The sequence below is a fragment of the Pseudoalteromonas sp. SR43-3 genome (assembly GCF_014163875.1).
In the GTDB taxonomy this organism is placed as follows: domain Bacteria; phylum Pseudomonadota; class Gammaproteobacteria; order Enterobacterales; family Alteromonadaceae; genus Pseudoalteromonas; species Pseudoalteromonas distincta.
On the sequence record NZ_JACJEC010000019.1, the window covers coordinates 38,864 to 63,417 of the forward strand.

The 24,554-nt window shown below is 38.1% G+C and carries 27 protein-coding genes; 12 read left to right on the forward strand and 15 right to left on the reverse strand.

Annotated features, from left to right (window positions below; all coding sequences use genetic code 11):
* Window positions 1-83 precede the first annotated feature (83 nt).
* Together H5088_RS16760 and putP are read left to right on the forward strand one after the other, a co-directional pair.
* Window positions 84-470, forward strand: a complete 387-nt coding sequence (locus H5088_RS16760) for an ectoine synthase (protein WP_182753821.1) — start codon at window positions 84-86, stop codon at window positions 468-470.
* 28 nt (window positions 471-498) lie between these two features.
* A complete protein-coding gene (gene putP, locus H5088_RS16765; protein ID WP_182753823.1) occupies window positions 499-1,935 on the forward strand; it encodes a sodium/proline symporter PutP in 1,437 nt (478 codons plus the stop codon).
* A 76-nt stretch (window positions 1,936-2,011) separates the two neighbouring features.
* Here putP and H5088_RS16770 read toward each other — a convergent pair whose 3' ends face one another.
* From H5088_RS16770 to H5088_RS16795, 6 genes are all read right to left on the reverse strand, one after another.
* Window positions 2,012-2,701 (reverse strand): LuxR C-terminal-related transcriptional regulator, encoded by a 690-nt coding sequence (locus H5088_RS16770; protein WP_182753825.1) that lies wholly within the window; start codon window positions 2,699-2,701, stop codon window positions 2,012-2,014.
* Between the two features lie 248 nt (window positions 2,702-2,949).
* The gene (locus tag H5088_RS16775) at window positions 2,950-3,471 is read right to left on the reverse strand and encodes a hypothetical protein (RefSeq protein WP_182695341.1); all 522 of its coding nucleotides are present in this window, start codon (window positions 3,469-3,471) and stop codon (window positions 2,950-2,952) included.
* Window positions 3,472-3,527: 56 nt separating this feature from the next.
* On the reverse strand, window positions 3,528-5,066 hold the full coding sequence (locus H5088_RS16780) for an EAL domain-containing protein (RefSeq protein ID WP_182753827.1): 1,539 nt from the start codon (window positions 5,064-5,066) through the stop codon (window positions 3,528-3,530).
* A gap of 79 nt (window positions 5,067-5,145) precedes the next feature.
* On the reverse strand, window positions 5,146-5,781 hold the full coding sequence (locus tag H5088_RS16785; protein ID WP_182753866.1) for an SGNH/GDSL hydrolase family protein: 636 nt from the start codon (window positions 5,779-5,781) through the stop codon (window positions 5,146-5,148).
* An 8-nt stretch (window positions 5,782-5,789) separates the two neighbouring features.
* Window positions 5,790-6,302 (reverse strand): DsrE family protein, encoded by a 513-nt coding sequence (locus H5088_RS16790; protein WP_182753829.1) that lies wholly within the window; start codon window positions 6,300-6,302, stop codon window positions 5,790-5,792.
* Window positions 6,303-6,367: 65 nt separating this feature from the next.
* Window positions 6,368-6,841, reverse strand: coding sequence for a flavodoxin family protein (locus H5088_RS16795; protein WP_182753831.1), 474 nt, complete (start codon window positions 6,839-6,841; stop codon window positions 6,368-6,370).
* Between the two features lie 77 nt (window positions 6,842-6,918).
* Between H5088_RS16795 and soxR the strand changes: the two genes are divergently transcribed.
* The 3 genes from soxR to H5088_RS16810 all read left to right on the forward strand — a co-directional run bounded on the left by soxR (window position 6,919) and on the right by H5088_RS16810 (window position 9,538).
* Complete coding sequence (soxR, locus tag H5088_RS16800; RefSeq protein WP_182753833.1) at window positions 6,919-7,401, forward strand: redox-sensitive transcriptional activator SoxR; 483 nt, start codon at window positions 6,919-6,921, stop codon at window positions 7,399-7,401.
* Window positions 7,402-7,821: 420 nt separating this feature from the next.
* On the forward strand, window positions 7,822-8,463 hold the full coding sequence (locus tag H5088_RS16805) for a hypothetical protein (protein ID WP_182753835.1): 642 nt from the start codon (window positions 7,822-7,824) through the stop codon (window positions 8,461-8,463).
* Window positions 8,453-9,538: a rhomboid family intramembrane serine protease gene (locus H5088_RS16810; protein ID WP_039486587.1), complete on the forward strand. Its 1,086-nt coding sequence runs from the start codon at window positions 8,453-8,455 to the stop codon at window positions 9,536-9,538. The genes H5088_RS16805 and H5088_RS16810 overlap by 11 nt, the downstream gene beginning before the upstream one ends.
* 213 nt (window positions 9,539-9,751) lie before the next feature.
* Here the strand turns inward: H5088_RS16810 and H5088_RS16815 are convergent, their stop codons facing one another.
* Window positions 9,752-10,270 carry a transthyretin-like family protein gene (locus tag H5088_RS16815; RefSeq protein WP_259398133.1) on the reverse strand — a complete coding sequence of 173 codons (519 nt, stop codon included), beginning with the start codon at window positions 10,268-10,270 and terminating at the stop codon, window positions 9,752-9,754.
* Between the two features lie 25 nt (window positions 10,271-10,295).
* Window positions 10,296-10,679, reverse strand: a complete 384-nt coding sequence (locus H5088_RS16820; RefSeq protein ID WP_182753837.1) for a DUF1294 domain-containing protein — start codon at window positions 10,677-10,679, stop codon at window positions 10,296-10,298.
* A 51-nt stretch (window positions 10,680-10,730) separates the two neighbouring features.
* On the opposite strand from H5088_RS16820, the gene H5088_RS16825 reads away from it, so the two are divergent.
* Window positions 10,731-11,261 carry a hypothetical protein gene (locus H5088_RS16825; protein WP_024595405.1) on the forward strand — a complete coding sequence of 177 codons (531 nt, stop codon included), beginning with the start codon at window positions 10,731-10,733 and terminating at the stop codon, window positions 11,259-11,261.
* Window positions 11,262-11,323: 62 nt separating this feature from the next.
* Here the strand turns inward: H5088_RS16825 and H5088_RS16830 are convergent, their stop codons facing one another.
* A complete protein-coding gene (locus H5088_RS16830) occupies window positions 11,324-11,866 on the reverse strand; it encodes a carboxymuconolactone decarboxylase family protein (protein WP_182753839.1) in 543 nt (180 codons plus the stop codon).
* 112 nt (window positions 11,867-11,978) lie between these two features.
* Here H5088_RS16830 and H5088_RS16835 point away from each other — a divergent pair, with 112 nt between their 5' ends.
* Window positions 11,979-12,566, forward strand: a complete 588-nt coding sequence (locus tag H5088_RS16835; RefSeq protein WP_004334521.1) for a TetR/AcrR family transcriptional regulator — start codon at window positions 11,979-11,981, stop codon at window positions 12,564-12,566.
* Between the two features lie 104 nt (window positions 12,567-12,670).
* Here the strand turns inward: H5088_RS16835 and H5088_RS16840 are convergent, their stop codons facing one another.
* From H5088_RS16840 to H5088_RS16860, 5 genes are all read right to left on the reverse strand, one after another.
* Window positions 12,671-14,791, reverse strand: a complete 2,121-nt coding sequence (locus H5088_RS16840; RefSeq protein WP_182197178.1) for a methyl-accepting chemotaxis protein — start codon at window positions 14,789-14,791, stop codon at window positions 12,671-12,673.
* 107 nt (window positions 14,792-14,898) lie between these two features.
* On the reverse strand, window positions 14,899-16,116 hold the full coding sequence (arsJ, locus tag H5088_RS16845) for an organoarsenical effux MFS transporter ArsJ (protein WP_182753841.1): 1,218 nt from the start codon (window positions 16,114-16,116) through the stop codon (window positions 14,899-14,901).
* 24 nt (window positions 16,117-16,140) lie between these two features.
* Window positions 16,141-17,151 (reverse strand): ArsJ-associated glyceraldehyde-3-phosphate dehydrogenase, encoded by a 1,011-nt coding sequence (locus tag H5088_RS16850; RefSeq protein ID WP_182753843.1) that lies wholly within the window; start codon window positions 17,149-17,151, stop codon window positions 16,141-16,143.
* A gap of 32 nt (window positions 17,152-17,183) precedes the next feature.
* On the reverse strand, window positions 17,184-17,540 hold the full coding sequence (locus tag H5088_RS16855; protein WP_182753845.1) for a metalloregulator ArsR/SmtB family transcription factor: 357 nt from the start codon (window positions 17,538-17,540) through the stop codon (window positions 17,184-17,186).
* Window positions 17,541-17,704: 164 nt separating this feature from the next.
* Window positions 17,705-18,133 carry an organic hydroperoxide resistance protein gene (locus tag H5088_RS16860; RefSeq protein ID WP_182753847.1) on the reverse strand — a complete coding sequence of 143 codons (429 nt, stop codon included), beginning with the start codon at window positions 18,131-18,133 and terminating at the stop codon, window positions 17,705-17,707.
* A gap of 123 nt (window positions 18,134-18,256) precedes the next feature.
* Here H5088_RS16860 and H5088_RS16865 point away from each other — a divergent pair, with 123 nt between their 5' ends.
* The 3 genes from H5088_RS16865 (at window position 18,257) to astB (ending at window position 21,827) form a co-directional block, all read left to right on the forward strand.
* Window positions 18,257-18,691: a MarR family winged helix-turn-helix transcriptional regulator gene (locus H5088_RS16865; RefSeq protein ID WP_182753849.1), complete on the forward strand. Its 435-nt coding sequence runs from the start codon at window positions 18,257-18,259 to the stop codon at window positions 18,689-18,691.
* 45 nt (window positions 18,692-18,736) lie between these two features.
* On the forward strand, window positions 18,737-19,843 hold the full coding sequence (locus tag H5088_RS16870) for an L-dopachrome tautomerase-related protein (protein ID WP_182753851.1): 1,107 nt from the start codon (window positions 18,737-18,739) through the stop codon (window positions 19,841-19,843).
* Window positions 19,844-20,480: 637 nt separating this feature from the next.
* Window positions 20,481-21,827, forward strand: coding sequence for an N-succinylarginine dihydrolase (gene astB, locus H5088_RS16875; RefSeq protein WP_182753853.1), 1,347 nt, complete (start codon window positions 20,481-20,483; stop codon window positions 21,825-21,827).
* Window positions 21,828-21,914: 87 nt separating this feature from the next.
* On the opposite strand, the gene H5088_RS16880 is transcribed toward astB, so the two are convergent.
* Complete coding sequence (locus tag H5088_RS16880) at window positions 21,915-22,769, reverse strand: mechanosensitive ion channel family protein (protein ID WP_182753856.1); 855 nt, start codon at window positions 22,767-22,769, stop codon at window positions 21,915-21,917.
* Window positions 22,770-23,043: 274 nt separating this feature from the next.
* On the opposite strand from H5088_RS16880, the gene H5088_RS16885 reads away from it, so the two are divergent.
* Window positions 23,044-23,724: an SDR family oxidoreductase gene (locus H5088_RS16885; RefSeq protein WP_182753858.1), complete on the forward strand. Its 681-nt coding sequence runs from the start codon at window positions 23,044-23,046 to the stop codon at window positions 23,722-23,724.
* Window positions 23,725-23,772: 48 nt separating this feature from the next.
* Complete coding sequence (locus tag H5088_RS16890) at window positions 23,773-24,453, forward strand: SDR family oxidoreductase (protein ID WP_024597443.1); 681 nt, start codon at window positions 23,773-23,775, stop codon at window positions 24,451-24,453.
* Window positions 24,454-24,554 lie beyond the last annotated feature (101 nt).

Consider the following 24,554-nt stretch of genomic DNA (forward strand, 5'->3'; position numbering starts at 1 on the left):
AAGGATTTTTTCTGACTTGTTAGTAACTTAACAGATGTTTAACCTGAAGGAAATTAAATAGTCACATTAACGGAGTAAGAAAAATGTTTATTAGAGAACTCAAAGATATTGAAAATACTGATTTTTTTGTTCATTGGGGAAATGGAACTAGCCATCGTCTTCTAACTGAAAAAGATGGTATGGGGTTCACAGTTTGCCACACAAAAGTTAATAAAGGATCTGAGTCTGTACTTGAATATAAAAACCATCTAGAAGCATGTTATTGCATTGCTGGACAAGGAGAAATTGAAGACATGAAAGGTAATATTCATAAAATTACTGAAGGTGCAATCTATGTTTTAGATCAACACGACAAACACTTTTTAAGAGCTGATCAAGAGGAGGATCTTATTTTGGTTTCAATATTTAATCCGCCACTTAAAGGCACCGAGAAGCATTCACTATCTGCAGATGGATCATCAAGCTACTAGCTAAATAGCACAGAAGGGGCGGACACCTATGAATTACACTTACAGCGCTTTTGCAATATATCTGCTCGCAATGTTAGGTATAGGCTATTACTTTTACCGTAAAACCAATACCTCCTCAGATTATATTTTAGGATCTCGAAACTTACCGCCCAGTGTTGCAGCTTTAAGCTCTGGAGCTTCAGATTTAAGCGGGTGGGCTTTAATGGGGCTTCCTGGAGCATTATTTGCCAGTGGCCTTTCCGCTGTCTGGATCGTTGTATTTACACTCATGGGTGTCTACCTCAACTGGAAACTCGTAGCGCCTAAGCTACGAGTTGCAACTGAGCAATTAGATAATTCACAAACAATTCCTGAATACCTTAAAAACCGGTTTAAAGCGGACACAAAAACCTTACAGTTAACAGCTTCATTGGTAATGCTATTATTTTTTACATTGTATGTAGCTGCAGGGCTAAGTGGTGGGGCTGTGTTGTTTGAAAAAGTCTTTAATATAAATTATCACTTAGCTTTATTAATTGGTGGGTTTGTTATCGTTTCATATACCTTTATGGGAGGTTACTTAGCAGTATGTTGGACTGATTTTTTTCAAGGGATAATGATGTCACTATCTTTACTCATTACTGCCCTTTGTTTATTTTTTATATTTAACACACCACAAATGAGCCACGAATTATCGCAAGTATTAAGTAAACTAACACTTAAAAATCTAGAGCCAAGTGACGGCTGGCTATTTGGACTAATTTCTTTGAGCGGTTGGTGTATTGGTTATGTAGGCCAGCCCCATGTCCTTGTTAGATTTATGAGTGTTAGGACTTTAAAAGATGTAGCAGTTTCACGAAAGATAGCCATGATATGGTCAGTAGTTACAATGATTTCAGCAGTAGTAGTGGGGGTATTAGGCACAGCCTATTTTGGAAAAGGGCTCAGCAACCCCGAAACTGTATTCATTGCACTAGCCCAAGCCTTTTATCACCCATTTGTTGCTGGAATTATCATTGCGGGTATTTTAGCGGCCATAATGAGTACTATCGATTCGCAGTTACTGATCTGCTCTACAACAATTTCTGAAGATTTATATAAAACATATTTTCGCAAAAATGCTAAAGATAAAGAGGTTATTTTAGTTGCACGCATTGGTCTTTTAATCGTTGCTTTGATAGGTCTCGCCTTGGCTTTTAATAAAGCTGATAGAACCTTATTGAGTATGGTTGCTTTTGCTTGGGGTGGATTTGGCGCTGCGTTCGGTCCTGTTATTATATTTAGCTTATTCTGGCAGTCTATGACATGCCAAGCAGCGATATGGGGCATGGTCATAGGTGCTTTAATATCACTAACTTGGGAGGTATTAGAGGGAGGTATATTCGATATGTTTGGAGTTGTTCCTGGTTTTATCGGAGCTAGTATGATTATCGTTCTTATAACTTTACTTTCTAAGTACCGTGTTAAACACCAACAATATAATTAAGTTTTTACTTTGTAAAAAAAGCCCAGCAATGCTGGGCTTAAGGTCACTTTAGGAGTAGTGAAATTTATTCAAAAAACTATTTCCCCATTGGCAGCAAAACAGATATATAGCGCTGCGCCCAATTAGCAAGCTCCACCCTGTTGCGTGAGTTAGTTTTTTTAAACGCACTGTACAAATGTGTTTTTACAGTGTGGTCGCTAATGTTAAGTTTATCAGCAATTGTATTGTTACTCGCACCCTGTGCAATTAAATGAATAACGGTCTTTTCCCGCTTTGTTAAATGCTCGTAATAGTCCTGCTTTAATTCAATGTCGCCGTGTAGATTATTAAATGACGTTGCCACGGCTAAAATGTCGTTAAAAGCTTTTGAAATTACTTTACGCGTAAACCAAAGCTCGCCAGTATCAACACGAATTAACCCTTTAAAAATATCTTCTGGCGCATCTGATTTATAAAAAACACCATTAAAATGGTTAAGTAATAAGTTTTGCTCGCACACATCTTCTTTATCAACATTAAAGATAACAACGCTATAGTGTTTAGCTAAACAAATAAGGTCTGCGGGAATGAGATCTTGCCATTTACTTTTAGCACCATCTATTAAAAATAAATCATAATTTGCACGCAACTCTATTTTAGGCAAAACATCATCCATTTTAATATCACCAAACAGGGCTTGTAGTGTCCTTAAAATAGTGGCGTAGTTATGTAAATGAAAAGAGGATTGAAATGTTGTTTTTACGAATACCGAGTTTTTATGGGGCATAAATTTCGTCCTTGAAACATTTACACTACATTACCTAAATCAAATACAACTTACAATGAGATTTTGGTATTAAAATAAAGTTATTGTTTTTCATCCTAAAACAGATAAAAACCTATTAAATCAATACATAACCTACATTGCCTTTGTTTCAAAATTGCTTTTGTAAGATAAATAATAGATCAGATTAGTAGTTTAGTAATTCTTAAAACCTTAAATATACATTGTCGTAAACTAAGCTTTAGGGGTAATTATTCTATTGTTTCTTTTAATTTATTTAACGCATCAACCGAAAAACCTCGATCATAAAAGTATAAAATTTCGCCGCTGCTATTTATAAGTACCACACGAGAGTTATTTGGGCTTTGATTACCTGTAAACTTTTGAACTGTCTCGCCATCTTTATAAATAGTGATTACCCCACCCCATAATTCTTTAGGGATGCCTTTGCGCATACCGCTATCTATAAATGTGCTAAACATACGTGGTGCCATGCCGGCAATGGTTGGTAGTTCGTAGGTAGGAAGCGTAACACCTGCCATATCTAAACCAATTAACCAACGGTCTATATCAAACTGGCTGTCTTGCTTGTACCCAATAAGCAGTAGTGTTTTATCTGCTTTAAAATCACTAGGTATAGTCACCATAGTTTGCTCTAAGCTTTCGCCACTAATGCTTGGGAACTGCTTACCTGTTAATTGCTGGTTTGGGTACTGTGTTGTACATGCGCTAAGTAGTAAAAGTGCAAAAGCACTTAATGTTAATTTGATCATAATAAACCTAATATTTATAAATTTCATACCGATACGTTTAGTATGGCAGCTGAGATCTAAAAATGCTGATTAGTTATATAATTTTTAAATTTAGACGCAGTCATGGGCTTACCGTATTTCCAGCCTTGTCCGTAATGCACACCCGCTGTTTTTAAAATGGCTTCTTGCTCAGTGGTTTCAATTCCTTCTGCTACACAGGTATAATTAAACTTATGCACAAGTTCCATAATATTTGGGATCATAGAGGCTTTTAAGCCCTCAGTTGCTATATCTTGAACAAACGTACGGTCAATTTTAAGTTGATGAAAGCTCAAATTTTGTAAATTTCTTAAATTCGAATAACCCGTACCAAAGTCATCTAATGATAAATTAAATCCCGATTCAACCAATGTTCTAAAATGAGCATGCGCGATGCTTGTATCAAGGTATTCGTCTTCAGTTATCTCTAAACAAATAATAAAGCGTGAATTGGTAAGCTCTGTAATTTGTGGCAACAACGACACGTTACCCAGCTCTACATCACACGGAAATATATTAAGCGACACTTTGAAGCCTTCAGGCAATACCTCTATAGAGGTTAGCTCTTTGATTGTTGTGGCAATCATGGCCTCAGTAAAAATCCAGGTTAAATTGTTTTTTCTAATAACCGGAATAAACTCATCTGGAAATAAAACACCGTACTTATCTTCAAAACGTGCAAGTACCTCGCAACCAATCAGCTTGCCACTTTGCAAACAAATAATAGGCTGGTAAGTCCAATAAAATGATCCCTTTTTGAGTCCTTTACGAATACGCTGATTAATAGAGCGACGTGCAGCAATTCTTGCATCAACTATTAACGCACTCGATATTCCCGCTAAACAGGTTAAAATTAACGAAATTATTAGTAATAAGTGGTTATTAGAAAAAAACAGACTCCAAGGTAAGTGCACTACCACACAATATTGGCTACTTGCAGAACTGCAAACTAAATTAGTTTCGTAAGGAAAGAAAACATTGTTTTTTACTTGAAGGTAGAGATCCTCTTTACCTGCTAAATGATGCAAAGTATTTGGTGTTTTATAAACAACTTCCCAATCTGGCACAGTAATGCCAATGTTGGTAAAGGGAGTACTCTGCATAATTAAATTATAGTCCCCTTGTCTGACTATAATTACCTCCATAGGGCGCTCACTAAATAATAATAGATAAAGCTCTGGCTCAAAACGAACCCTCACCTGTTCATCATCTCGAATAAAGTCAGGCTGTTTGTCGTTAATTGGTTTACTTAATAAGCCTGCACCCGTAGTACAAACTAGCTGATTATCTTTAAAAAAACCTATATCAATTACATATTTTGCGTCAAATAAAGCTCGGCGCATCTCAAGAAGAGTTGTGTTGTCACACTGTTTAAACGCAAGCTTATTTAATGGGGTAAGTATTCGACGCCGCTCTGCAATTGCACCTTCTACATGAGTGAGAATATACTCAGCATCTGACTTTGTTTGTGCTGTTAATTGCTGCGCTGCAAAATTGAGTAAAATAATACAGCCAGTTATAAAAACTAACACTCCGGTTAAAACGGCTATAATAGATTTTTGTTGGTACTTTTTCATAGCATCTCGAAGTTGTTAATTTATATCACTAATTTTATTAGATGATTGCATAAGTCGCATTAAATTCACACAGATAGATTTAACAATTATTGAGTGAGTTTTGAACCAATTGCGCTATTTTAAAGCCTATTGCCAAATGTTGGATATCATCAAAATGAATCCCATCACCATCTGTTATGTTAATGAACGAGTTGAAATCAATAAAAGCGCACTTATTATTAGCTGCAACGCTTTTAAATGCACTAGAGAGCTTTGTTACTTTTGTATCAGCCTCTTCATAAATACGTGAATACTGCTCGGTAATTCTTATTTTAGGTGGGCTAGCAATAATAATCTTAGGAGATTTTAAAGTACTACCCTGCTGATAATAAATGTGTATTGAGTTAATTAAATCATTCAAGCCATCTGCTATTAAACTAGGTGTTAAATTAAAACGCTTTTTAAGATCGTTTGTACCAAGAGCTATAATAATAAAGTCGAGATCATGCTTATCCAAATAAGGCTTTAAATAGCTAACACCATTAAGCACACCGTCAAACGGGGGATTATGCACTAACGTGCGATTAGGTTGCCCTGCCTCTATTACGTTAAAGCCCCACCCTAAGTTTTTATTTAAAAGTGATGTCCAACGGGTATTTTCATCAAAACGTTTACCCGTTACAGGGTTTAAGCCCCATGTATTTGAATCCCCAAAGCAGAGAATATTTTTTATTATTTGAGTCATTAAAATGGATTGAGCGTATAGCCTTGTTGTTGAAGTTGTGCGTGAGCGGTCATGGCCGAAAGCGACATTTTTACACCCTCAATTAAAAGCGCTGGCGTTACTTTAAAGTGAGTAGCAGATTGCCCGCAAACATACACTTTAGTGTTGTTTGCTAGTAGCTGCTCAATTAACGCTCGGTTTTTATTGTCGGCGTTAAAGCGTTTTTTATATTCGCTATTAGCTAACACATCAACACTTGCGCTGCCGTGCACAACTAATGCAAGTTGTATGTTTTCAGGCTTTACGCCATGCGCCACATGCATGTTAATAAAACGCGCTAGCGAATTTATTGAATTATTTTGCGCGCCTTTTTCAGCGCCATCAGCAACATCAAATGCTATTTTAAATACCGTAGCGTCATTAATTTCATCATGCTCGGGTACATTGTAATAATTACCATATCCCTTAATTTGTTGCTCATTAGCATTAATAAACGGGCTAAAAAGCAGCACTAACCCTAGTAAATATTTCATAAAACAATCCTGTGTTTTTTAAGATTATTACTAAACTACCAGAGACAACCAAAAAAGGCTGCAATTTAAGCAACCTTTTGGGTACTTTTATGGCTGTGGTTAATAAACTGCATACCTAAATAACTAAACGTATTTTTAAACTGCTCTACAAAACAGGCGGGGGCTTCACTTGATGACGCATTAGAAAGCACTGAAAAATGCTTACTGCGTAAATTACGAAGCTTAGGTTTTAATACTTCATCGTCCATATAATCGGTTATTCTATCGATAAATAATTTCATTTGTACCGTGGTGCTGTACCAATAAACAGGCGACGCGAACACCCAATGTTCATATTTTAAAAGTGCTTCAAACACAGCGTAAAAATCATCATTTTTATAGTTTTTGTTATAGCAGTACGGCGCAATTTTATAATCATCTAAGCATATTACACGCACATTATTTTGCTCTGCAAATCCATTAACGTGCGCCTGTGTATTACCATTTCTGCGTGCGCTTGAATAAATAATAACAGTGCTACGCTCAAGTTTTTGTTGCATTTAGTTAGCTCCTTTTTTAATGTTGCAAGAAGCTTAAAACCTCAAGTTATATTGAGGTCAATCGGAAATTAAAAATAATGCCAATAGATCAAAAAAAACTAACTGAGGCCAACTTAACCGTGGGTTATGTAGCAAAGCGTAGCGGCGTAAAAGTATCAACCCTACATTTTTACGAAACAAAAGGACTAATACGTAGCTGGCGAAATGGCGGCAATCAACGCCGCTATAAAAAAGATGTACTGCGCCGCATAGCGGTAATAAAAGCCGCACAAGCAATGGGAATAACCCTTGATGAAATTAAACAAACACTGGCCACATTACCTGATCAGCGCACACCCACGCAAAAAGACTGGGCAGCCCTTTCAAAGCAATGGCAAGCACAGCTGGACGAGCGGATAGTGTATATGCATCGTATGCGAGACAAGGTAGACAGCTGCATAGGATGTGGCTGTTTATCACTGAAAAGCTGCCCTATTTATAATAAAGACGACCATTTAGGCAAAACACAAAACGGTGCAGTATTTTTAAATTCAAAGGTTGAAAGTATTTTTCAAGAATGACCTTTGTTATATATTTAAAATAAAAACTAATTAGCCATAACTTAGTATTATCAATTTTATATATACCAATATACTTACCTCATGAGCAAAACATAGCTTTTCTAGCACAGAATTCTTATTTGCTTTAACTGTTAAATGAGGAAGAGCCATGGCTGCTTGTTTTATTTTTAATCACAAAGTAATCAATTGAAACCTTTAACGGTTTTGATATGGGGATTTTAGTAGTTGTGCACTTAAAGTATGATTACTAAAGATTCATTACCCACTCTCCTTAGGAAATGAGTAAAGTTTACGTCTGCATGTACATGCAGGTCGAAACGTAAAAAAGTATATTCAATACGGATAGTAGCATTGCTAACTGGTTAATTTTTAAGTATTCTTGTGCGCTTAAAAAGGAAGCAATATTCAAGGAACAAACTGTTGGAACCAACTAATCCCACCCCTGACAACAATACAAAACCACCTGTAGTTACTCAGAAACTCACTCAAGCCCTTAAAACGGTCGATCATAAAGAGCTCAAAAGTACTGGTTTTTGGTTAAATCAATTTTTTATGGTTATTTCTACCGTATTTGGTGTTTATTTGGCTGCTCAAAGCGGTTTAGAACAAGCGCTTAAGTTCGATTCATTTAGCAAAATGGAAGATAACTACTATTTGCGTATATCGCTCTATGACGAAGTTAATGATAACGCAAATACGGTAGCTAAGTATGCAGAACGCTTAGCGAAGAGCCCGCCAAAATCAGAAATGGAATTTTTTAAACCCACACTTGAGCAGTACATATGGAAAACCATGCAGTTTTCGCCTACTACGCTTGAAACACCAAGTGAATTTTTGACTAAAATACGTCGGTTTTATTCTCGAGCTGATTTTATCATTAATGCCGCAATAGAAAGAAAAATGTCAGCTAAGCAGGCTTCTATCGAATTAGCAAAAATAACAGACTCAATTAAAACTCAAACGCTACCCGCACTAAAAAATAGCGCTAAACAATTAAAAATGGAATTACAGCAGAATGACATTTCTGTTGGTTCGTTAAAGGAGCTAGAAAATGCCAACTAAGAGCTGCCCACATTGTAAAGACCATCCATTAGAAGTAACCAATTATCAAGGCGAAGAAATAGATATTTGCCGTGAATGTGGTGGCTTATGGTTCGAAAAAAATGAAGTAAATCGGATGATTTCCGAAATAAATGAAGGCCCTGAAGGTGATAAATTTGAAACTCACTTTGGTGAAGCATTAGGAATTTCTGAGCTTGACTGCCCTGATTGTAAAAAAAGCTTGGAACGTTTTCACTTACTTGAAGCTTTTCATACCGAAATAGATGTTTGTAGACACTGCGATGGCACATGGATTGATAAAGATGAGCTTGAAAGTGTTGAAAATAGCCCTGAAATAAAAGCGAGTTTAGGCGAGCTAAATCAAAAAGTAAGTTGGAAAACTTACTTGTTCCAATTTTTAACGCAAATGCCTGTTGAATATAATATTAAGCCACAAAAGACCCCCTGGGTAACTCGTGGTCTTATTGTCTTAAACACACTGATTTTTGCACTTTACTTTTTAAACCCGAGCTCATTTAGCTACGTCATTGATAACTTTGCCATGACACCTGCAGATTTAAGTAAAGGTAATGAGCTATGGACTGTATTAACTTGCGTATTTTTACATGGTTCCATAATGCATCTAGTTGGCAATATGTACTTTTTATATATCGTTGGCGATAACTTAGAAGATGTTTTAGGACACAAGCGCTTTTTGTTGTGGTACTTGGCCTGTGGTCTACTCGCATCATTTGCTAGCTACATTGTAAACCCTATGTCGAATATTCCAGGCGTGGGTGCCAGTGGTGCGATAGCCGGTTTATTTGGCATGTATCTGATGTGGTTTAGGCACGCAAGCCTCACTTTTATGTTTGTAATTTATCAGAAGAAACTTTCTGCGGTATGGTTTTTTGCTATTTGGTTAGGATTTAACATTTTTGGTGCAGTAACAGGCCCTGATGGCATTGATTATGGTGCACATATTGGTGGCTTTATAGCTGGACTAATTATTGGTTATATTTTGAAAAGTAAAATATTAGAGCAAAACCCTATAATTCGTTTACTAAACCAAAAAGAAGCACAGTTAAAACGTTAATCATCATATTAAAGCCACTAATAAGTGAACATTAGTGGCTTTATCAGACTTCTCACTAATTTCTATAACTTATACCAATCCGCAATAATACTTAATCATTTTGCGGGGCTAAACGTGTCGCTACCTGCGTTAAAAAATTCTCATTTAGAACAACTAAATAGCGAATTTTTTGCCTAGCTATCAACACGTTTCTCCGCCCTCGAAATAAACCACTTAATTAAGCGAATTGGTATTACAACGCGTATAAACTGTATAAAATTGACCCGTATTTTTTATCGGTATATCGTACGTTGTAGCCTCTTCACTAAGTTCGCATTCAAAGTTATTTAATATATCAGACAGCAGTGCTTGCTCTTCGGTGAACGGTATTGTGGTATACCACAAGATTGAATCTTCATCTTTTTTGTTTCCAATATAAATACTCTGTAGCAAAGAGCTATTAAAAAACATGTTTGAAGGCTTTGAACTACGTATTGTTTTATTATCGAAATAAAAGTAACCATTGTTATCACTTATGGCTTCATCAATATAAGTATCACCGTAAATCAGCTCTCTTGTTACTTTAACGCCCTGTTGGGGCTCACCATTATTTAATAATCTGCCTTTTACAGGCAACGACAACGTAACGTTTTGTTTATTAAAAAACCCAAACATGTCTGCACATCCTTGCAATGGTATTAATAAAAATAAAATAAGCGTTAAGGTCACGCCAGCCGATCTTGTATTAGTCATAAAAAGTCCTTTTCCTATTTATACTTTAACCTAACAATAAATCTGGAAAATAAATAGCGATAATACTGCATCCCGCATTGATTAAAATACATAACCACAACACCACTATAAAACGCCGCTTTTGTGATTTATGGCGAAGTAATTGTTGAGCAAGTAATGCCCCCGGCCACCCTCCAAATAATGCGAGTAGTTGCAGTGTGCGCTCTGGCGTGCGGTTTACTTTTTGATGTGAAGAACGCTTAGCTTGTCGCTTATCCCACGCGTACATTAAAAAAGTGATAGCACTTAATACACTTATATAACCAGGTACATATATTGGTATATAAACAGGTAAGTATTGCAGTAGGTAAGCCTGCCAAATGGCGGCTAAATAAAGTAATGAGAATGTGATTAATATTTTCTTTATCAATTAATTATCGCCTATACTTGGCATTGGTATTACAAAAACAAGAGCCAAATTATGACATATTTTAAAGCGATATTCTTAGTCTTATGCTTATTAACATTTAGTAGCTATGCATCCGATACATCCACCAACCTTGATAAAGAACTTGCCGTATTTAAGCCCTATTTAGGAACTTGGCAGGCTGACTTTAAAGTACCTGAAGGTGCTAAAAAAATACAAGATGTTGGCCGTTGGGAGCGTGCTTTAAACGGTAAAGCGATACATACCAAGCACTCTATTAATGAAGGTGAGTATGGCGGCGAGTCGATGATTTTTTACGACAGTAAAAAAGAGTCTTTGGTATTTTACTATTTCACAACAGCAGGGTTTTATACAAAAGGGACTATGAAAGTCCTCAGCCCCACTCAATTTGTAGCTTATGAAGATGTAACTGGTAGCCAAGATGGTATTACAAAGGTTAAATCGATGAGTGAACTAAAAGACGATAAATTTATTGTATCGACCTCTTATTTAAAAAAGGGTGAGTGGACAAAGCCCGAACAACGTATTTATACACGCAGTACAAAAACGGTTAAGTTTAAATAGCTGTGATTTAAAAGTACAAAAAAGGCAGCCTAGGCTGCCTTTTGTCATTTATAAAACCGTATTTATTTTACGTATTTTTTAAATGCAGCGTCTACTGGTGTATCAGCAAGGTGATTAGTGTAGTTGCTCATTACTTTTTGAGACAAGCCTACAATAATTTCAAGTAGCTGTTGCTTAGCGTAACCTGCGGCAAAGAATTTTTCGATTTGCTCATCGCTGATCACGCCACGTTCACGTGTCATTGCGAGTGTAGTTTCACGAAGAGTTTCTAGCTTAGAGTTTTCAAGTGGTGTTTTGTTAACAAGTGCGTCAACAATACCTTGATCAACCTTCATTGCCGCTGCAATACCACTGTGAGCAGGTACACAGTAATGACAGTCGTGCTCTACGTTAATTGATTGCCATACTACTGTTAGCTCTTCTGCGTTGAATGATGTTTTTTGAAACAACTCATGCAGTACTTGGTAACCTTTAAGTAATGTTGGTGCTTCAGCCATTACTGCATGTAAGTTAGGAAGCATACCAAATGCTGCTACTGAATCAGCTAGTAACGGTTTTGCTTCTTCTGGTGCGTTTTCTTGAGTGTATAAAGTAAATTCGGCCATGGTTAGCTCCTAATAATTAATAGTTTTAAGTAACTTCGAGACACATAGTATTTGATTTTGAGCGACTGTTCAAGTTAAAATTGAGCAAATGTTCAAATTGATTGAGAATGATATGGCTAATAAGGTTAAATTTGAACGCGAGAATGTAGTTCGCGTTGCTAGTCAGCTATTTTGGCAAAAAGGTTTTCATGCAACCTCAACGCGTGACTTACAAGAAGCCGTTAATATGCGCCCAGGTAGTATTTACTCTGCGTTTGGCTCTAAAGAAGGCCTATACTGCGAATCGCTGAAAGATTACACCGTACAAATGAAAACCCAAATAGAAGGGTTTTTATCAAGTGCCGATACAGTACTTGGTGGATTACGTGCGTTTGTTGAAAACGTGGTAATTAAAACAAAAGATTGCAGTCCAAGCGCTATTTGTATGCTAGTTAAAGCAAACAGCGAGTTTGCAGAAAAAGATTCAAACCTGTATGAGCTAAGCTTAGATTTAACGGCTCAATTTGAAGCTTATTTAACGCAATTATTTAACCAAGCAATAAACAAAGGTGAGTTAAGTAACACGTTGACCGCTGTTGAATATGCGCGCTTTTTTCAAGTGCAATTTACAGGTTTACGCGGTTATTTTAATCGTCCTAATGTAGAGCAATTTGCTGAGCCAATGATCAACCAAATGTTTATGTTGATTAAAAAGTTATAAATAGCAGTTATCGAGCATTCCCAACAAGTTACATTTATTCTACTAAATAAAAATGGCCAGTATTAACTGGCCATTTTTTTTGTGCTTAAAACTTAATTTGTAAGTTACGTTTTAAGCTTATTAAGTTCATTATCTTGCTGGGCAACGAGTGCATTAAGCGCTTCGCTGCTATCCCCTGCTTGTGTAGATAAGTCAGCAAGTTGCGATGCGGCATCAGATATAAGCGTTAAATTACGGTTTATTTCTTCAGTTACTAAACTTTGCTCTTCAGCAGCAGTTGCAATATGTGTAATTTGATTGGTTATTTCATCAACTTTAACAACAACACTGTGCAGAGCATCAAAAGCTACTGATGTTTCATCAACGGCATTTTGTGCACGTACTACGCCTTTTTCAATAACGGTAGATGCGTTACCTACTTCAGATAATAAACTATCAATTAGCTGGCTTATGTCGTCTGTTGATGAACGCGTTTTAGAAGCAAGTGCACGTACTTCATCGGCAACAACGGCAAAGCCGCGTCCATGTTCACCAGCGCGCGCAGCTTCAATAGCAGCGTTAAGTGCAAGTAAATTTGTTTGTTCTGAAATAGTACGAATTACATCTAATATTTGCGTAATGTCTTTACTACGCGAAGCAACTTTTTCAACGGCTTGGTTAGCTTCTTTAATTTCTTCAGACATCGTTTTAACTTGCGTCATCGCTGATGACAAGCTCGACTCACTGCTTACTACCAAGCTATTTATTTCATCGGCTTGTTGGGCTGATTGCTCTGATGCTCTGGCGACTTCAAGTGCTGTTGCGCTCATTTCGTTCATAGCCGTTACCACACTTTCAATTTCTTGAAATTGAGATTGCACATTATGCTTTGTATCAATAGCTATGTGTTGTGCTATTTCGCCTTGCTGCTTGGTTTGATCAGACACCGTTTTAAGCTCAGAAATTAAATCACGTAGCTTTGCTAAAAATCGATTAAACCCACCAGCTAATGCAATAAGCTCTGCGTGACTATCAACATGCAATGTATGTGTTAAATCACCTTCAGAACTTGCGAGGTTATCAACCCGCTGTTGAATTTGTTGTAGCGGCGCTATTACACCTGCTATTACTAATTTCATAATAACAAAAGCAACCACAGCAATTACTAAGCCTGTTATTAAAATAATAAATCTGAGTGATGTTGCTGTCTCTTGCATGTTTTTTTCTAGCGCTTCAGGCCCTGCAAGTGCTAGTTCTGTAGGTACTTCTATGATTAATGACCACTGAGTGTTAGCTAGTTTTATATTAATTGGGTAGTTAACTAAATACTCGCTAGGCGTTTTAAAGAGACCATGTTGGCCTTTAAATTTAACCAGCTCACTGTAAGTGTTGCTACTAACCGCTTCTTTAAATGGGCGGCCTAATTTAGATTTATAGTGACTGCTGCCTACAATTAAACCTATATCACTTAAAAGTGTTACTTTTGCTTGGCCGTTGTAAAGCTCGCTCGACAGCTTTTCGGTTAAGCCCTGAAAAGTTGGGAGCGTTAAATCAACGCCAGCTAAACCAATAAACTGACCTGACTTTAAAATAGGCACAGTTAACGAAGTTAGCATTACTGAGTCGCCCGATGGGATTTCGTATAAATACGGTTCCATAATACAAGGCTTAAGCGTGTCTTTTGCACACAAATACCAATGCGCTTCACGAATACCAAATTCATTTAAAGAGGTAATATATTTATCGGCAGCATTAGCTACTTTTTGCTGTTCAATTACGCCGTTTTGGTCGCGAGTAATATACACCTCTAAGGTGCCATTACCATTAACCGAATGTTTGTAACCTTGTTTAAAGCTCGAATCTTGCCCATCAAAAGCATTAGGCTCAAATTGCGAATATATAGAAGAAAGCAGAGTATTTTGCTCTAACATCGAGCGGTTAATACTTACTACTGTATCGCGGCTCAGGGTTTCGCTTTTGGCTGCGTCACCTAATAAAGCCGCTAATGAATAAGGAATGCGGTAAGCTTCATTAATAAAGCCTGCAATTTTTTCTCCGTATCCAGCTGCATGAGCATTAAGCTTTTCTTCTACTTCTACAGTAATGTACTCTTCAGATTTAGTCGCTAACTGCTTATTACTTGATGATAACTGCCACCACAAAACGCCTGATAACACTAGTACAGTTATAAATATACTACCGACACTAAGCCAGAGTAACTTTTTTGCTAACGATATTTCTCGCATTCATTACACCCTTTAAATTAAAACTACTGATACAGTTTAGTAGATCTAACCAACGAAGCTATGAATATCGTTAAACAAATTGAATTTAATACAATACGTTGGGTTTTTTAAAGTTTAGCTAACCGTGCTGTTGTAATTGCGGCTAAAACTAATAAACACACACTTACCCATAAACACGCACTAAGCCCATATACTTGAAAAACCCAACCAGAAAGCACCGTACCAAGCAAACGCCCCATCGCATTAGCCATATAGTAAAAACCAACGTCGAGCGACACCCCGTCATTTTTAGCAAAACTTACTATTAAGTAACTGTGCAGTGATGAATTTACGGCAAATACACCACCAAAAATAAGTAAGCCAATTACAAGCGTAAAATGTACCGCTATATCCAATTGCATCAACAACGCCAAAATGCCAGTTACACCACTTAATAAAGCAACCCACCAGTATGCTTTTTTGACTGAGTGTGAATTTGAATCGCTTTGCCCAGTTATTCGCGGTGCTTGCGATTGCACCAGCCCATAAGCAATAACCCACAAAGCCATAAAGCCGCTTACCCACCAGTGATCCCAGTTGAACTGAGCGGCTAAGTAAACCGGCAATGCAACCACAAACCATACATCGCGCGCCGCAAACAAACATAAACGCGCAGCACTAAGTAAGTTGATTGCACGAGATTTAGAAAATAATTCTTTAAACTTAGGTTTGTTTTTAGCTTTACCAATATCGCCTTTTAAAAAAATTAAACTAATAACCCACGCAACACTAAGTAATGCAATTAGGCTTATTAGTGCACCTACAAAACCAAATACAGTTAGTAATAAGCCGCCTAAAAAAAAGCCCACCCCTTTTAAAGCATTTTTAGAGCCCGTAAGTATGGCAATCCATTTATATAATTGGCTTTGCCCTGCATCGTCTTGTGGTACTAAATACTTAATGGCGCTCTTTGCACTCATTTTATTTAAGTCTTTTGCTATCCCACTCAGTGCTTGCGCTGCCATAACATAGGCAACGGTTAGCCAATCCCCTGGCACGCAAAGCATGGCTAAAGCGACAAGTTGTAGCCCAAGCCCTACATTCATGGTTTTGTTCAACCCTAAATGCGCGCCAAGCCAACCACCTACTAAATTGGTGATCACCCCAAATATTTCATAAAACAAAAACAACATGGCTATCGCAAATGCACCATAACCCAACTGATGAAAATACAGCACCACCAACATGCGTAGCGCACCATCAGTTAAAGTAAATGCCCAATAGTTACCAGTAATTATTAAATATTGTTTTATAGAGCTCGGTAAGTTAGCCAACTGCGCAAACATAGCGTTAAACCTTTTTAAACGAGATTAAACCAAATCACTTTGTGCAACTTTAAGCATTAGCTCAGCAGTACGGTTTGCATAACCCCATTCGTTATCGTACCAAGCGTATAGTTTAAGTTGAGTGTTGTTAATTACCATGGTTGAAAGCGCATCAATAGTGCAGCTGCGCGGATCTGTTTTGTAATCTATAGATACAAGCGGTCTTTCTTCGTAGCCTAAAATACCTTGTAACTCGTTATTTGCAGCGTCTTTAAACCACGTGTTTACTTCGTCTTGTGTAACACCTCGCTCGAGCTCAAAAACACAATCGGTAATTGATGCGTTAGTAAGAGGTACACGCACGGCGTGGCCGTTTAATTTACCTTTTAGCTCAGGGAAAATATGCGTAATAGCCGTTGCACTACCGGTTGTAGTAGGTATTAAACTTGTACCGCACGAACGCGCACGGCGTAAATCTTTATGAGGGGCATCAATAATCGTTTGAGTATTAGTAATGTCGTGAATAGTAGTCATTGAGCCGTGATTAATGCCTACTTTTTCTTGCAAAACCTTTACTATTGGCGCTAAACAGTTAGTAGTACACGAGGCGGCTGTAACAATTTTATGCTCACTTGGATTATAAAGATCATCGTTTACACCCATTACTACATTTAAAATACCGTCTTCTTTTACAGGTGCGGTTACCACAACACGCTTAACACCTTGTGCTAAATATTGATTTAACAGCTCTGTGGTTTTCATTTTACCGCTGGCCTCTATTACCACATCGCAATCTGACCAATCAGTTTCGTTTATGGTTTTGTTGTTGGTAACTGCAATCGTGTGCTTACCCACGCTAAAGCTATTATCATCACTAGAAACCAGTCGTGCTAAGCGCCCATGTACTGAGTCAAACTCAATTAAATGTGCGTGGGTTTTAGCATCGCCCGCTACATCATTTACTTTAATAAACTCTATTTCTGGCCAATCAACTGCTGCACGCAGAGTTAAACGCCCCATACGGCCAAAACCGTTAATACCTACTTTAATAGTCATAATTAAATACCTTTAATAAGTTAATTTATTAGTTAGTTACAGCAGCTAGTAATACGTTCAGGGCGATTACCCATAGCGTTTAAGCGCGTTAAATCATTTTCATAAAATGAAGGGTTAGCAGTAAGCGTTTGCGTTAATACATTTTTAGCCCACTCTGGCAGGGCTTTATTAATACTGTAATAAACCCATTGATTTTGTTTACGGTCGCTCAATAATCTGCATTGTCTTAACTGTGCTAAATGGCGAGACACTTTAGGTTGGCTTAGCTCAAGTGCAGCAACCAGTTCGCATACACATAGCTCTTCTTGGTCGCTAATAAGCAACATTGCTTTTAAACGCGTATCGTCCGCTAGGCATTTATAAAATTGAAGTGGGTTGAATTGTTCCATACTGTCCTCACTGTGCTTATGCATACACAATAAAACAAAATAACAATATATGGAATAGTGAATATACGATTTATCGTATATTTAATTTTTATGCCTTAAACGCAAAAAAGCACACAACGACTAATTCTCGTTGTGTGCTTTTATAACTTTTCTTTATTTAGTTATTAAATAACTGAAAGCTCTACTTCAATATTGCCACGTGTTGCGTTTGAATATGGGCATACTTGGTGTGCTTTATCTACAAGCGTTTGCGCTGCTGTTTTATCCATATCACCTAGTGACACAACAAGTTTTACTGCAATACCAAAACCGCCTTCAATAGCACCAATAGACACTTGTGAATTAATATGTGTGTCGCTTGGTAAATCTATTTTTTCACTACCTGCTACAAATTTAAGTGCACCAATAAAACATGCTGCATAACCTGCGGCAAATAATTGCTCTGGGTTAGTGCCTTGTCCGTCGTCTCCGCCTAAACCTTTAGGTGTTGATAAATTTACATCTAAACGACCATCATCAGATTTAGCTACGCCTTCACGGCCGCCAGTTGCAGTTGCTTTTGCAGTGTAAGCTACGTTTTGTAATACATTCATAATGAACTCCAAAGTTTAGTAATCAATTTAGTTTGTGTGCAAAATAATAGAACAAGTAATTAGAGATTGCAAATACTTTGCATGCAAATTAAAATACCATGTATCGAAATAAAGGATAACGTTATGCAGTTTGAGCAATTAAAGTTAAAGAATCAGTTATGTCATCGGTTATACATGGCATCTAACAGCATTGCGCGTGCGTATCGCGAGCCTTTAAGCGAACTAAATTTAACTTACCCGCAATACGTAGTAATGATGGCGCTGTGGGAGCAAGACGAAATAACAATTGCAGAGCTAGTAGATAAAACCGCGATAGATGGTGGTGCAATGACTCAAATACTCAAAAAAATGAGCGACAAATCATTACTGGCTGTTATTAAAGATGAGCAGGACAAACGCAAACGCCTAGTTCAGCTAACCCAGCATGGTCAATCACTTAAGTTAAAAGCAGCCGATATTCCTAAAAATATTTTATGTAAATTTGATAGTGTAGATGCAACACAAGCGAAGCAGTTAATGCAGCTGCTCGATTTAGTAGTAAACGACTTAGCCGATTAGGCTCTTAATTTTTAAACAATAAACGTGTTTTAAAAGGTTTTAAAAATGACTCATATTAAAAAACTACTATTAGCAGCGGCGTGTAGCACGGCACTTTTAGGTAGCAACGCTGTATCTGCTAACACCGCTGGCCAAAATGCTGATTTAAAAACAGTAGCCACATTTGATGCGCAGCACCCTCCGGGCAACATTGCTATTACCCCATCGGGCAGAAAGTTTTTATCTGTGCATGGCTTTTTTGGCCAAAAGCAAAAAATTATGGAGCTTTTAAGCGATGGTACAACTAAGCCCTATCCTAATGAAGAGTGGGCATACGCGTACAATAACGGTAAAGGTTTTTACGACGTACTTGGCATAAACGTATCAAGCGATGGTGTATTATGGATGCTCGACACCTCAGGGCCCGATCATGCAGGGCGCTTAGTAGGTTGGGATACAAATAAAGAGCAACTGCATAAAATTATTTATCTGGCTAAACCGACCATTACCGACACCTCGTTTTTAAACGATTTAGTCATCGATAATAAACATGGCGTTGTATACATTGCCGACACAGCACAAGGCAGCCAAGCCGCTATTATTACCGTAAACCTTAAAACAGGTGTCGCACGCAGAGTATTACAAGATAGCCATTACACCACCGCCGAAAATATCGATATGGTTATTGATGGGCGCACAATGAGCCTTGGCGGCCAACCTGCCCGTTTAGGTGTTAACCCTATTACGCTTGACCCTAACGAAGACTGGCTTTACTTTGGCTCAATGTCGGGCACGTCGGTTTACCGCATTGCCACCAGCGATATAAATAACGAGAGCCTTTCGGGTAAAGCACTTGAAGACAAAGTTACGCGTTACGGCACTAAGCCAATTTCAGACGGTATTATTGTTGATGGCGGCGGTAACATATATGTAACCGACATAACCAATGGCGCAATTGGCGTAGTTAAACCCACTGGCGACTACGAAGTATTATTTAAAGACGAACGTTTGAGCTGGCCTGATGGCTTTAGTTACGGAGCCGATCATAAAATATACTTTACCGTTGACGATTTACATAATTCGCCTGTACTTAATAATGGCAAAAATCAAAGCCACGGTAAGTTTAAAGTAATGTCGTTCGAGCCTTTAGTAAAAGGAAAAGTAGGCCGCTAATTTGCTTTTTGAGTGACTGTATTTTTTAAAAAGCCTTGCACATTTAAGTGACCCAATAATTGCAGGGCTTTTTGTTAAAAACACACCACACTGGTGCATATTTTAAAAATACTTCACCTCTTTGGTGCTAATCCTTTAGTACGTATTTACACTTAAATACTAAATACCTGATTTCTATTCATAAAATATTCAAGTTAATGTTGGCATACTTCTTCCTATAAACTGATGTGTTCAGTGAAAATACCAAGGAAAAACCATGTTCAACTTATACCATACCCTTTACCTTTTATGGCGTTTAGACATTAGCGTTTGGCAAGTTAATGATCCAACAAATACCCATACCACCGCTGACAAAGAGCGCGTCTATGTTAAGTAACATCGTATTGTGTAAAGGCTTGGCATAAAGCTTAAATGTATAAATCTACTTTAAGCTAAGCTTTTGCACACTATGAAATTTATGTGTACATTTTAATTAAACTTCAAATTAATCGTTCAATATTAAAACAACCCCCTTGTAATAAACTCCACATTTAAAAACGTCGAAAAAATTAGTAAAAACACTGCGTTTATAACTTTGCAAGCAACCCTATTGCGTTGTATTGTTGCATCCTATTGAAAATTTTTAGTTGGAACGTGTATGCACGCTTTGGAAGTTAATTTTGATGGCTTAGTTGGCCCTACTCACAACTACGCTGGTTTATCGTATGGTAATGTTGCCTCGTTAAATAACGCAGCAAGCTTTTCAAATCCTCAAGAGGCTGTGCTTCAAGGCCTTGAAAAAATGAAAGCCATGCACGACAAAGGCCTAACTCAAGGTGTATTTGCCCCTCATGCGCGCCCCGACTTAAACGTACTGCGCCGCTTAGGCTTTACCGGTAACGATGCACAAGTAATTCATAAAGCATTTAAAGCAGATCCTATTTTATTACGCGCGTGTTATTCAGCGTCTGCAATGTGGACAGCCAATGCCGCTACGGTATCGCCATCTCCTGATACAACCGACGGCAAAGTACATTTTACTTCAGCTAATTTAAATAATAAGTTTCATCGTTCATTAGAGCCTGCAACCACTACGCGCTTATTAAAAGCGATGTTTAATAACGACAAATACTTTGCGCACCATACCCATTTACCAGACCAAGGCTTTTTTGGCGACGAAGGTGCAGCAAACCATACTCGTTTTTGTGACAGCCACGGCGAGCAAGGCCTTGAAATGTTTGTATTTGGTGCCAGCGCGTTTAACAGCCAATTACCAAAACCAGCTAAATTTCCTGCAAGGCAAACACTCGAAGCCTCAGAAGCAATTTGCCGTTTACATAACTTAAAAGATTCAAGCCAAATTTTACTACAGCAAAATCCAGACGTAATAGATCAAGGCGTGTTTCATAACGATGTAATTGCAGTAGGTAACGCCAACGTATTACTGTGCCACCAGCAAGCATTTTTAAACCAAGCTCTGGCACTGCAAGATATTCGCGAAGCGTATGTGGGCAGTAAAGAATTTTACATTATTGAAGTACCTACCGATAAAGTAAGTATTACCGATGCTGTAAGTAGTTACTTATTTAATAGCCAGTTAGTGAGCCTTGAAGATGGTTCAATGCTGTTAGTGGCACCACAAGAGTGTAAACGCAACAGCGCGGTTAACGCCTACATTGAAGAAATGATTATGGCTGATAACCCAGTAAACCAAGTGCAGTTTTTTGATTTACGCCAAAGTATGCAAAATGGCGGCGGCCCAGCTTGCTTGCGTTTACGTGTAGCCCTTAACGAGCAAGAACTTGCTGCAGTAAACCCTGAGGTTATTTTAACTGATACTAAATACACACAACTGTGTGACTGGGCAAAACGTAACTACCGCGACAAATTAGGCGCAAGTGACTTTGCAGACTCAGCTCTACTCACCGAAAGCTACCAAGCACTTGATGAGCTAACGCAGCTACTTAATTTAGGCTCAGTGTACAACTTTCAACTAGAAGGTTAATACCTCAGCATACACAAAGTCTAATACAAAAATAGCGAGCCAAGGCTCGCTATTTTTATTTGTGCTTATGTTTATGTTAATACATATTTAAGCATCTTTGTTAACAGTTACTGCCGACGCCATAGACTCAGATATATGCAGCGTACGCTGCGGAAACGGAATACTCAGCCCAGCACCTTCAATAGCTTCTTTAACACGTTTATTTAAATCCCACACAGTTTGCCAATAATCACCATTAACAGCCCACGCACGTAATTGAATGTTCACTGCGCTTTCGCCTATTGATGTCACCATTACTTTAGGTGCAGGCTCTGCGAGTAATCGGCTCTCTGATGCGGCTAATTCTTTGAGTACATTTAAGCCAACGTCAATAGAGTCGGCATACGAAATACCCACCACTATGTCCATTCGTCTTTTGCCGTTACGGGTAAAGTTTTTAATATTGCCACCCCATACTTTGCCGTTAGGCGATGCTATATAAAGACCGTCAGTGGTTTTAAAAATAGTGGTAAACAGGTTTATTTCGTTCACAGTACCAAGTGTGCCACTGGCATCAACAAAGTCGCCTATTTTAAAAGGTCTGAGTATTAGCAGCATAATACCCGCAGCAATATTGCTCAGCGTATTTTTAAGGGCTAAACCAATCGCTAAACCCGCAGCGCCCATTAGCGCAATTAAGCTTGCCGTATTAACGCCAAAAATATCTAAAATAAATAGCCCGCCAATTATATAAACTAAATAACCAGCAATACTCGATAAAAGCGGGAGTAGCGTACTATCTACTCTTTTTAATGGCGATTTAGAGTTTTTAATCGCTTTTTTAACCGAGCGTGCAATTAAGGCACTCGCAACTAAAATCACCAACGCTAAAATCACTTTGTACCCTAAAGTGATGATTGTTTCTGAATGGCTTTGCCAAAACGCTAAAAGTTTATCTTTCATGTTTGTTCCGATAAATATTGCTGACACTCAGCAAAATAATGGTTAAATCTAATAAAACCGACTTCAAAAGAAGTGGCGCGAGTATATAGAATAAAAAATTTAAACCTATCTTTTTTAATCACTTATTTCAACTTTAAAAATACCGTTAAAACTATGGTTTTTGATACGTAGAGCCCACCTATTTACGGCTAATTTATAGCGCCTATTCAATATAGGTTAATCGTTTATTGGTATGGTTATTTTAAGCTTTCAAGGTTCACAAAAGAGGTTATCTATGGGAAAAGAGAAAATTGTACTCATAACCGGCGCTTCAAGTGGTATTGGCGAAGCAACCGCAAAAATGCTGGTTAACAATGGTCATAAAGTAATACTTACCGCTAGACGCGAAGATAAATTAACTGAATTAGTCGAGTCATTGGGCTCAGATAACGCCATTAGCGTAGCCGCAGATGCAACCGACTTTACCGCGCTTGAAAACGTAGTTGCTAAAGGCATTGAAAAATTTGGTCGTTTAGATGTTGCCTTTGCTAATGCAGGTAAAGGGCTAGACACTTTAGGGGTTGAAGAAGGCGACCCCAATGAGTGGTCAACCATGATCGACATAAACATTAAAGCCCTACTGTGGACTGCAAAACTAACACTGCCGCATTTACGCCAAAGCAAAGGACACTTTATTATTACTAGCTCAGCAACTGGTCGCAGAGCTGTTAAAGGCTCTATATACGGTGCAAGCAAATGGTTTACTTATGGTTTTTCTCAAAACCTAGCACAAGAAATTAGTGAATGGGATGGGCGTTGTACAACCATCACCCCTGGCGCTGTAAATACCCCTTTTACTGATGAAGCAAGACCTGACAAGTTATACCCGCAAGATGTTGCCGATGCTGTGCTATTTGCCATTGAGGCAAATCAGCGTAATAACATCAGAGAAATACATTTAAGACCCACTCATTAGTAAAACTATTCTCATAATTTTGAATATGTAAACATAGGAGAAATAATCATGGCGAAAGAAAAAATAGTCCTCATTACAGGTGCTTCAAGCGGTATTGGCGAAGCAACCGCAAAAACGCTGGTTAACAATGGCCACAAAGTCATTTTAACCGCCAGAAGCGAAGACAAATTAACTAAATTAGTTGAATCATTAGGCTCAAATAACGCACTTAGCGTAGCTGCAGATGCCACAGACTTTACCGCACTTGAAAACGTAGTAACAAAAGGCATTGAAAAGTTTGGCCGTTTGGATGTAGCCTTTGCTAACGCAGGCATGGGCGTTTCAACCGCGGGCACCGAAAAAGGCGATCCGGATGAGTGGTCAACCATGATCGACATAAACATTAAAGCCCTACTGTGGACTGCAAAACTAACACTGCCGCATTTACGCCAAAATAAAGGTCACTTTATATTAACCAGCTCTGCTGCTGGCCGTAAGCCAATTGGCGGCTCTATTTACGGTGCAACTAAATGGTTTGCTTATGGCTTTGGACAAAACTTAGCTGAGGAAATGAGTGAGTGGAATGGCCGCTGTACCACCATAGCACCAGGTATGGTAAACACCCCGTTTTTTGATGAGGCAAAACCCGATAAACTCGACCCACAAGATGTAGCCGACGCTGTACTGTTTGCTATTGAAGCAAACCAGCGCAACAGCGTACGTGAGATTTATTTAATGCCGACTAATTAACGTTGATTGGTTGAGTTTGAGCTGTCAGGTTTAATGCTAATGGTATTAAACCTGATGGTTGTTAATTCTAAATACCGGCTAGATAGAATGAAGGGAAAATA

Excerpts from the sequence above, each read along its gene's own strand:
- H5088_RS16760 (WP_182753821.1), top strand. The coding sequence starts at position 84 with ATGTTTATTAGAGAACTCAAAGATATTGAAAATACTGATTTTTTTGTT.
- putP (WP_182753823.1), top strand. The coding sequence starts at position 499 with ATGAATTACACTTACAGCGCTTTTGCAATATATCTGCTCGCAATGTTA.
- H5088_RS16770 (WP_182753825.1), bottom strand. The coding sequence starts at position 2,701 with ATGCCCCATAAAAACTCGGTATTCGTAAAAACAACATTTCAATCCTCT.
- H5088_RS16775 (WP_182695341.1), bottom strand. The coding sequence starts at position 3,471 with ATGATCAAATTAACATTAAGTGCTTTTGCACTTTTACTACTTAGCGCA.
- H5088_RS16780 (WP_182753827.1), bottom strand. The coding sequence starts at position 5,066 with ATGAAAAAGTACCAACAAAAATCTATTATAGCCGTTTTAACCGGAGTG.
- H5088_RS16790 (WP_182753829.1), bottom strand. The coding sequence starts at position 6,302 with ATGAAATATTTACTAGGGTTAGTGCTGCTTTTTAGCCCGTTTATTAAT.
- H5088_RS16795 (WP_182753831.1), bottom strand. The coding sequence starts at position 6,841 with ATGCAACAAAAACTTGAGCGTAGCACTGTTATTATTTATTCAAGCGCA.
- soxR (WP_182753833.1), top strand. The coding sequence starts at position 6,919 with ATGCCAATAGATCAAAAAAAACTAACTGAGGCCAACTTAACCGTGGGT.
- H5088_RS16810 (WP_039486587.1), top strand. The coding sequence starts at position 8,453 with ATGCCAACTAAGAGCTGCCCACATTGTAAAGACCATCCATTAGAAGTA.
- H5088_RS16815 (WP_259398133.1), bottom strand. The coding sequence starts at position 10,270 with ATGACTAATACAAGATCGGCTGGCGTGACCTTAACGCTTATTTTATTT.
- H5088_RS16825 (WP_024595405.1), top strand. The coding sequence starts at position 10,731 with ATGACATATTTTAAAGCGATATTCTTAGTCTTATGCTTATTAACATTT.
- H5088_RS16830 (WP_182753839.1), bottom strand. The coding sequence starts at position 11,866 with ATGGCCGAATTTACTTTATACACTCAAGAAAACGCACCAGAAGAAGCA.
- H5088_RS16835 (WP_004334521.1), top strand. The coding sequence starts at position 11,979 with ATGGCTAATAAGGTTAAATTTGAACGCGAGAATGTAGTTCGCGTTGCT.
- H5088_RS16840 (WP_182197178.1), bottom strand. The coding sequence starts at position 14,791 with ATGCGAGAAATATCGTTAGCAAAAAAGTTACTCTGGCTTAGTGTCGGT.
- arsJ (WP_182753841.1), bottom strand. The coding sequence starts at position 16,116 with ATGTTTGCGCAGTTGGCTAACTTACCGAGCTCTATAAAACAATATTTA.
- H5088_RS16850 (WP_182753843.1), bottom strand. The coding sequence starts at position 17,151 with ATGACTATTAAAGTAGGTATTAACGGTTTTGGCCGTATGGGGCGTTTA.
- H5088_RS16855 (WP_182753845.1), bottom strand. The coding sequence starts at position 17,540 with ATGGAACAATTCAACCCACTTCAATTTTATAAATGCCTAGCGGACGAT.
- H5088_RS16860 (WP_182753847.1), bottom strand. The coding sequence starts at position 18,133 with ATGAATGTATTACAAAACGTAGCTTACACTGCAAAAGCAACTGCAACT.
- H5088_RS16865 (WP_182753849.1), top strand. The coding sequence starts at position 18,257 with ATGCAGTTTGAGCAATTAAAGTTAAAGAATCAGTTATGTCATCGGTTA.
- H5088_RS16870 (WP_182753851.1), top strand. The coding sequence starts at position 18,737 with ATGACTCATATTAAAAAACTACTATTAGCAGCGGCGTGTAGCACGGCA.
- astB (WP_182753853.1), top strand. The coding sequence starts at position 20,481 with ATGCACGCTTTGGAAGTTAATTTTGATGGCTTAGTTGGCCCTACTCAC.
- H5088_RS16880 (WP_182753856.1), bottom strand. The coding sequence starts at position 22,769 with ATGAAAGATAAACTTTTAGCGTTTTGGCAAAGCCATTCAGAAACAATC.
- H5088_RS16885 (WP_182753858.1), top strand. The coding sequence starts at position 23,044 with ATGGGAAAAGAGAAAATTGTACTCATAACCGGCGCTTCAAGTGGTATT.
- H5088_RS16890 (WP_024597443.1), top strand. The coding sequence starts at position 23,773 with ATGGCGAAAGAAAAAATAGTCCTCATTACAGGTGCTTCAAGCGGTATT.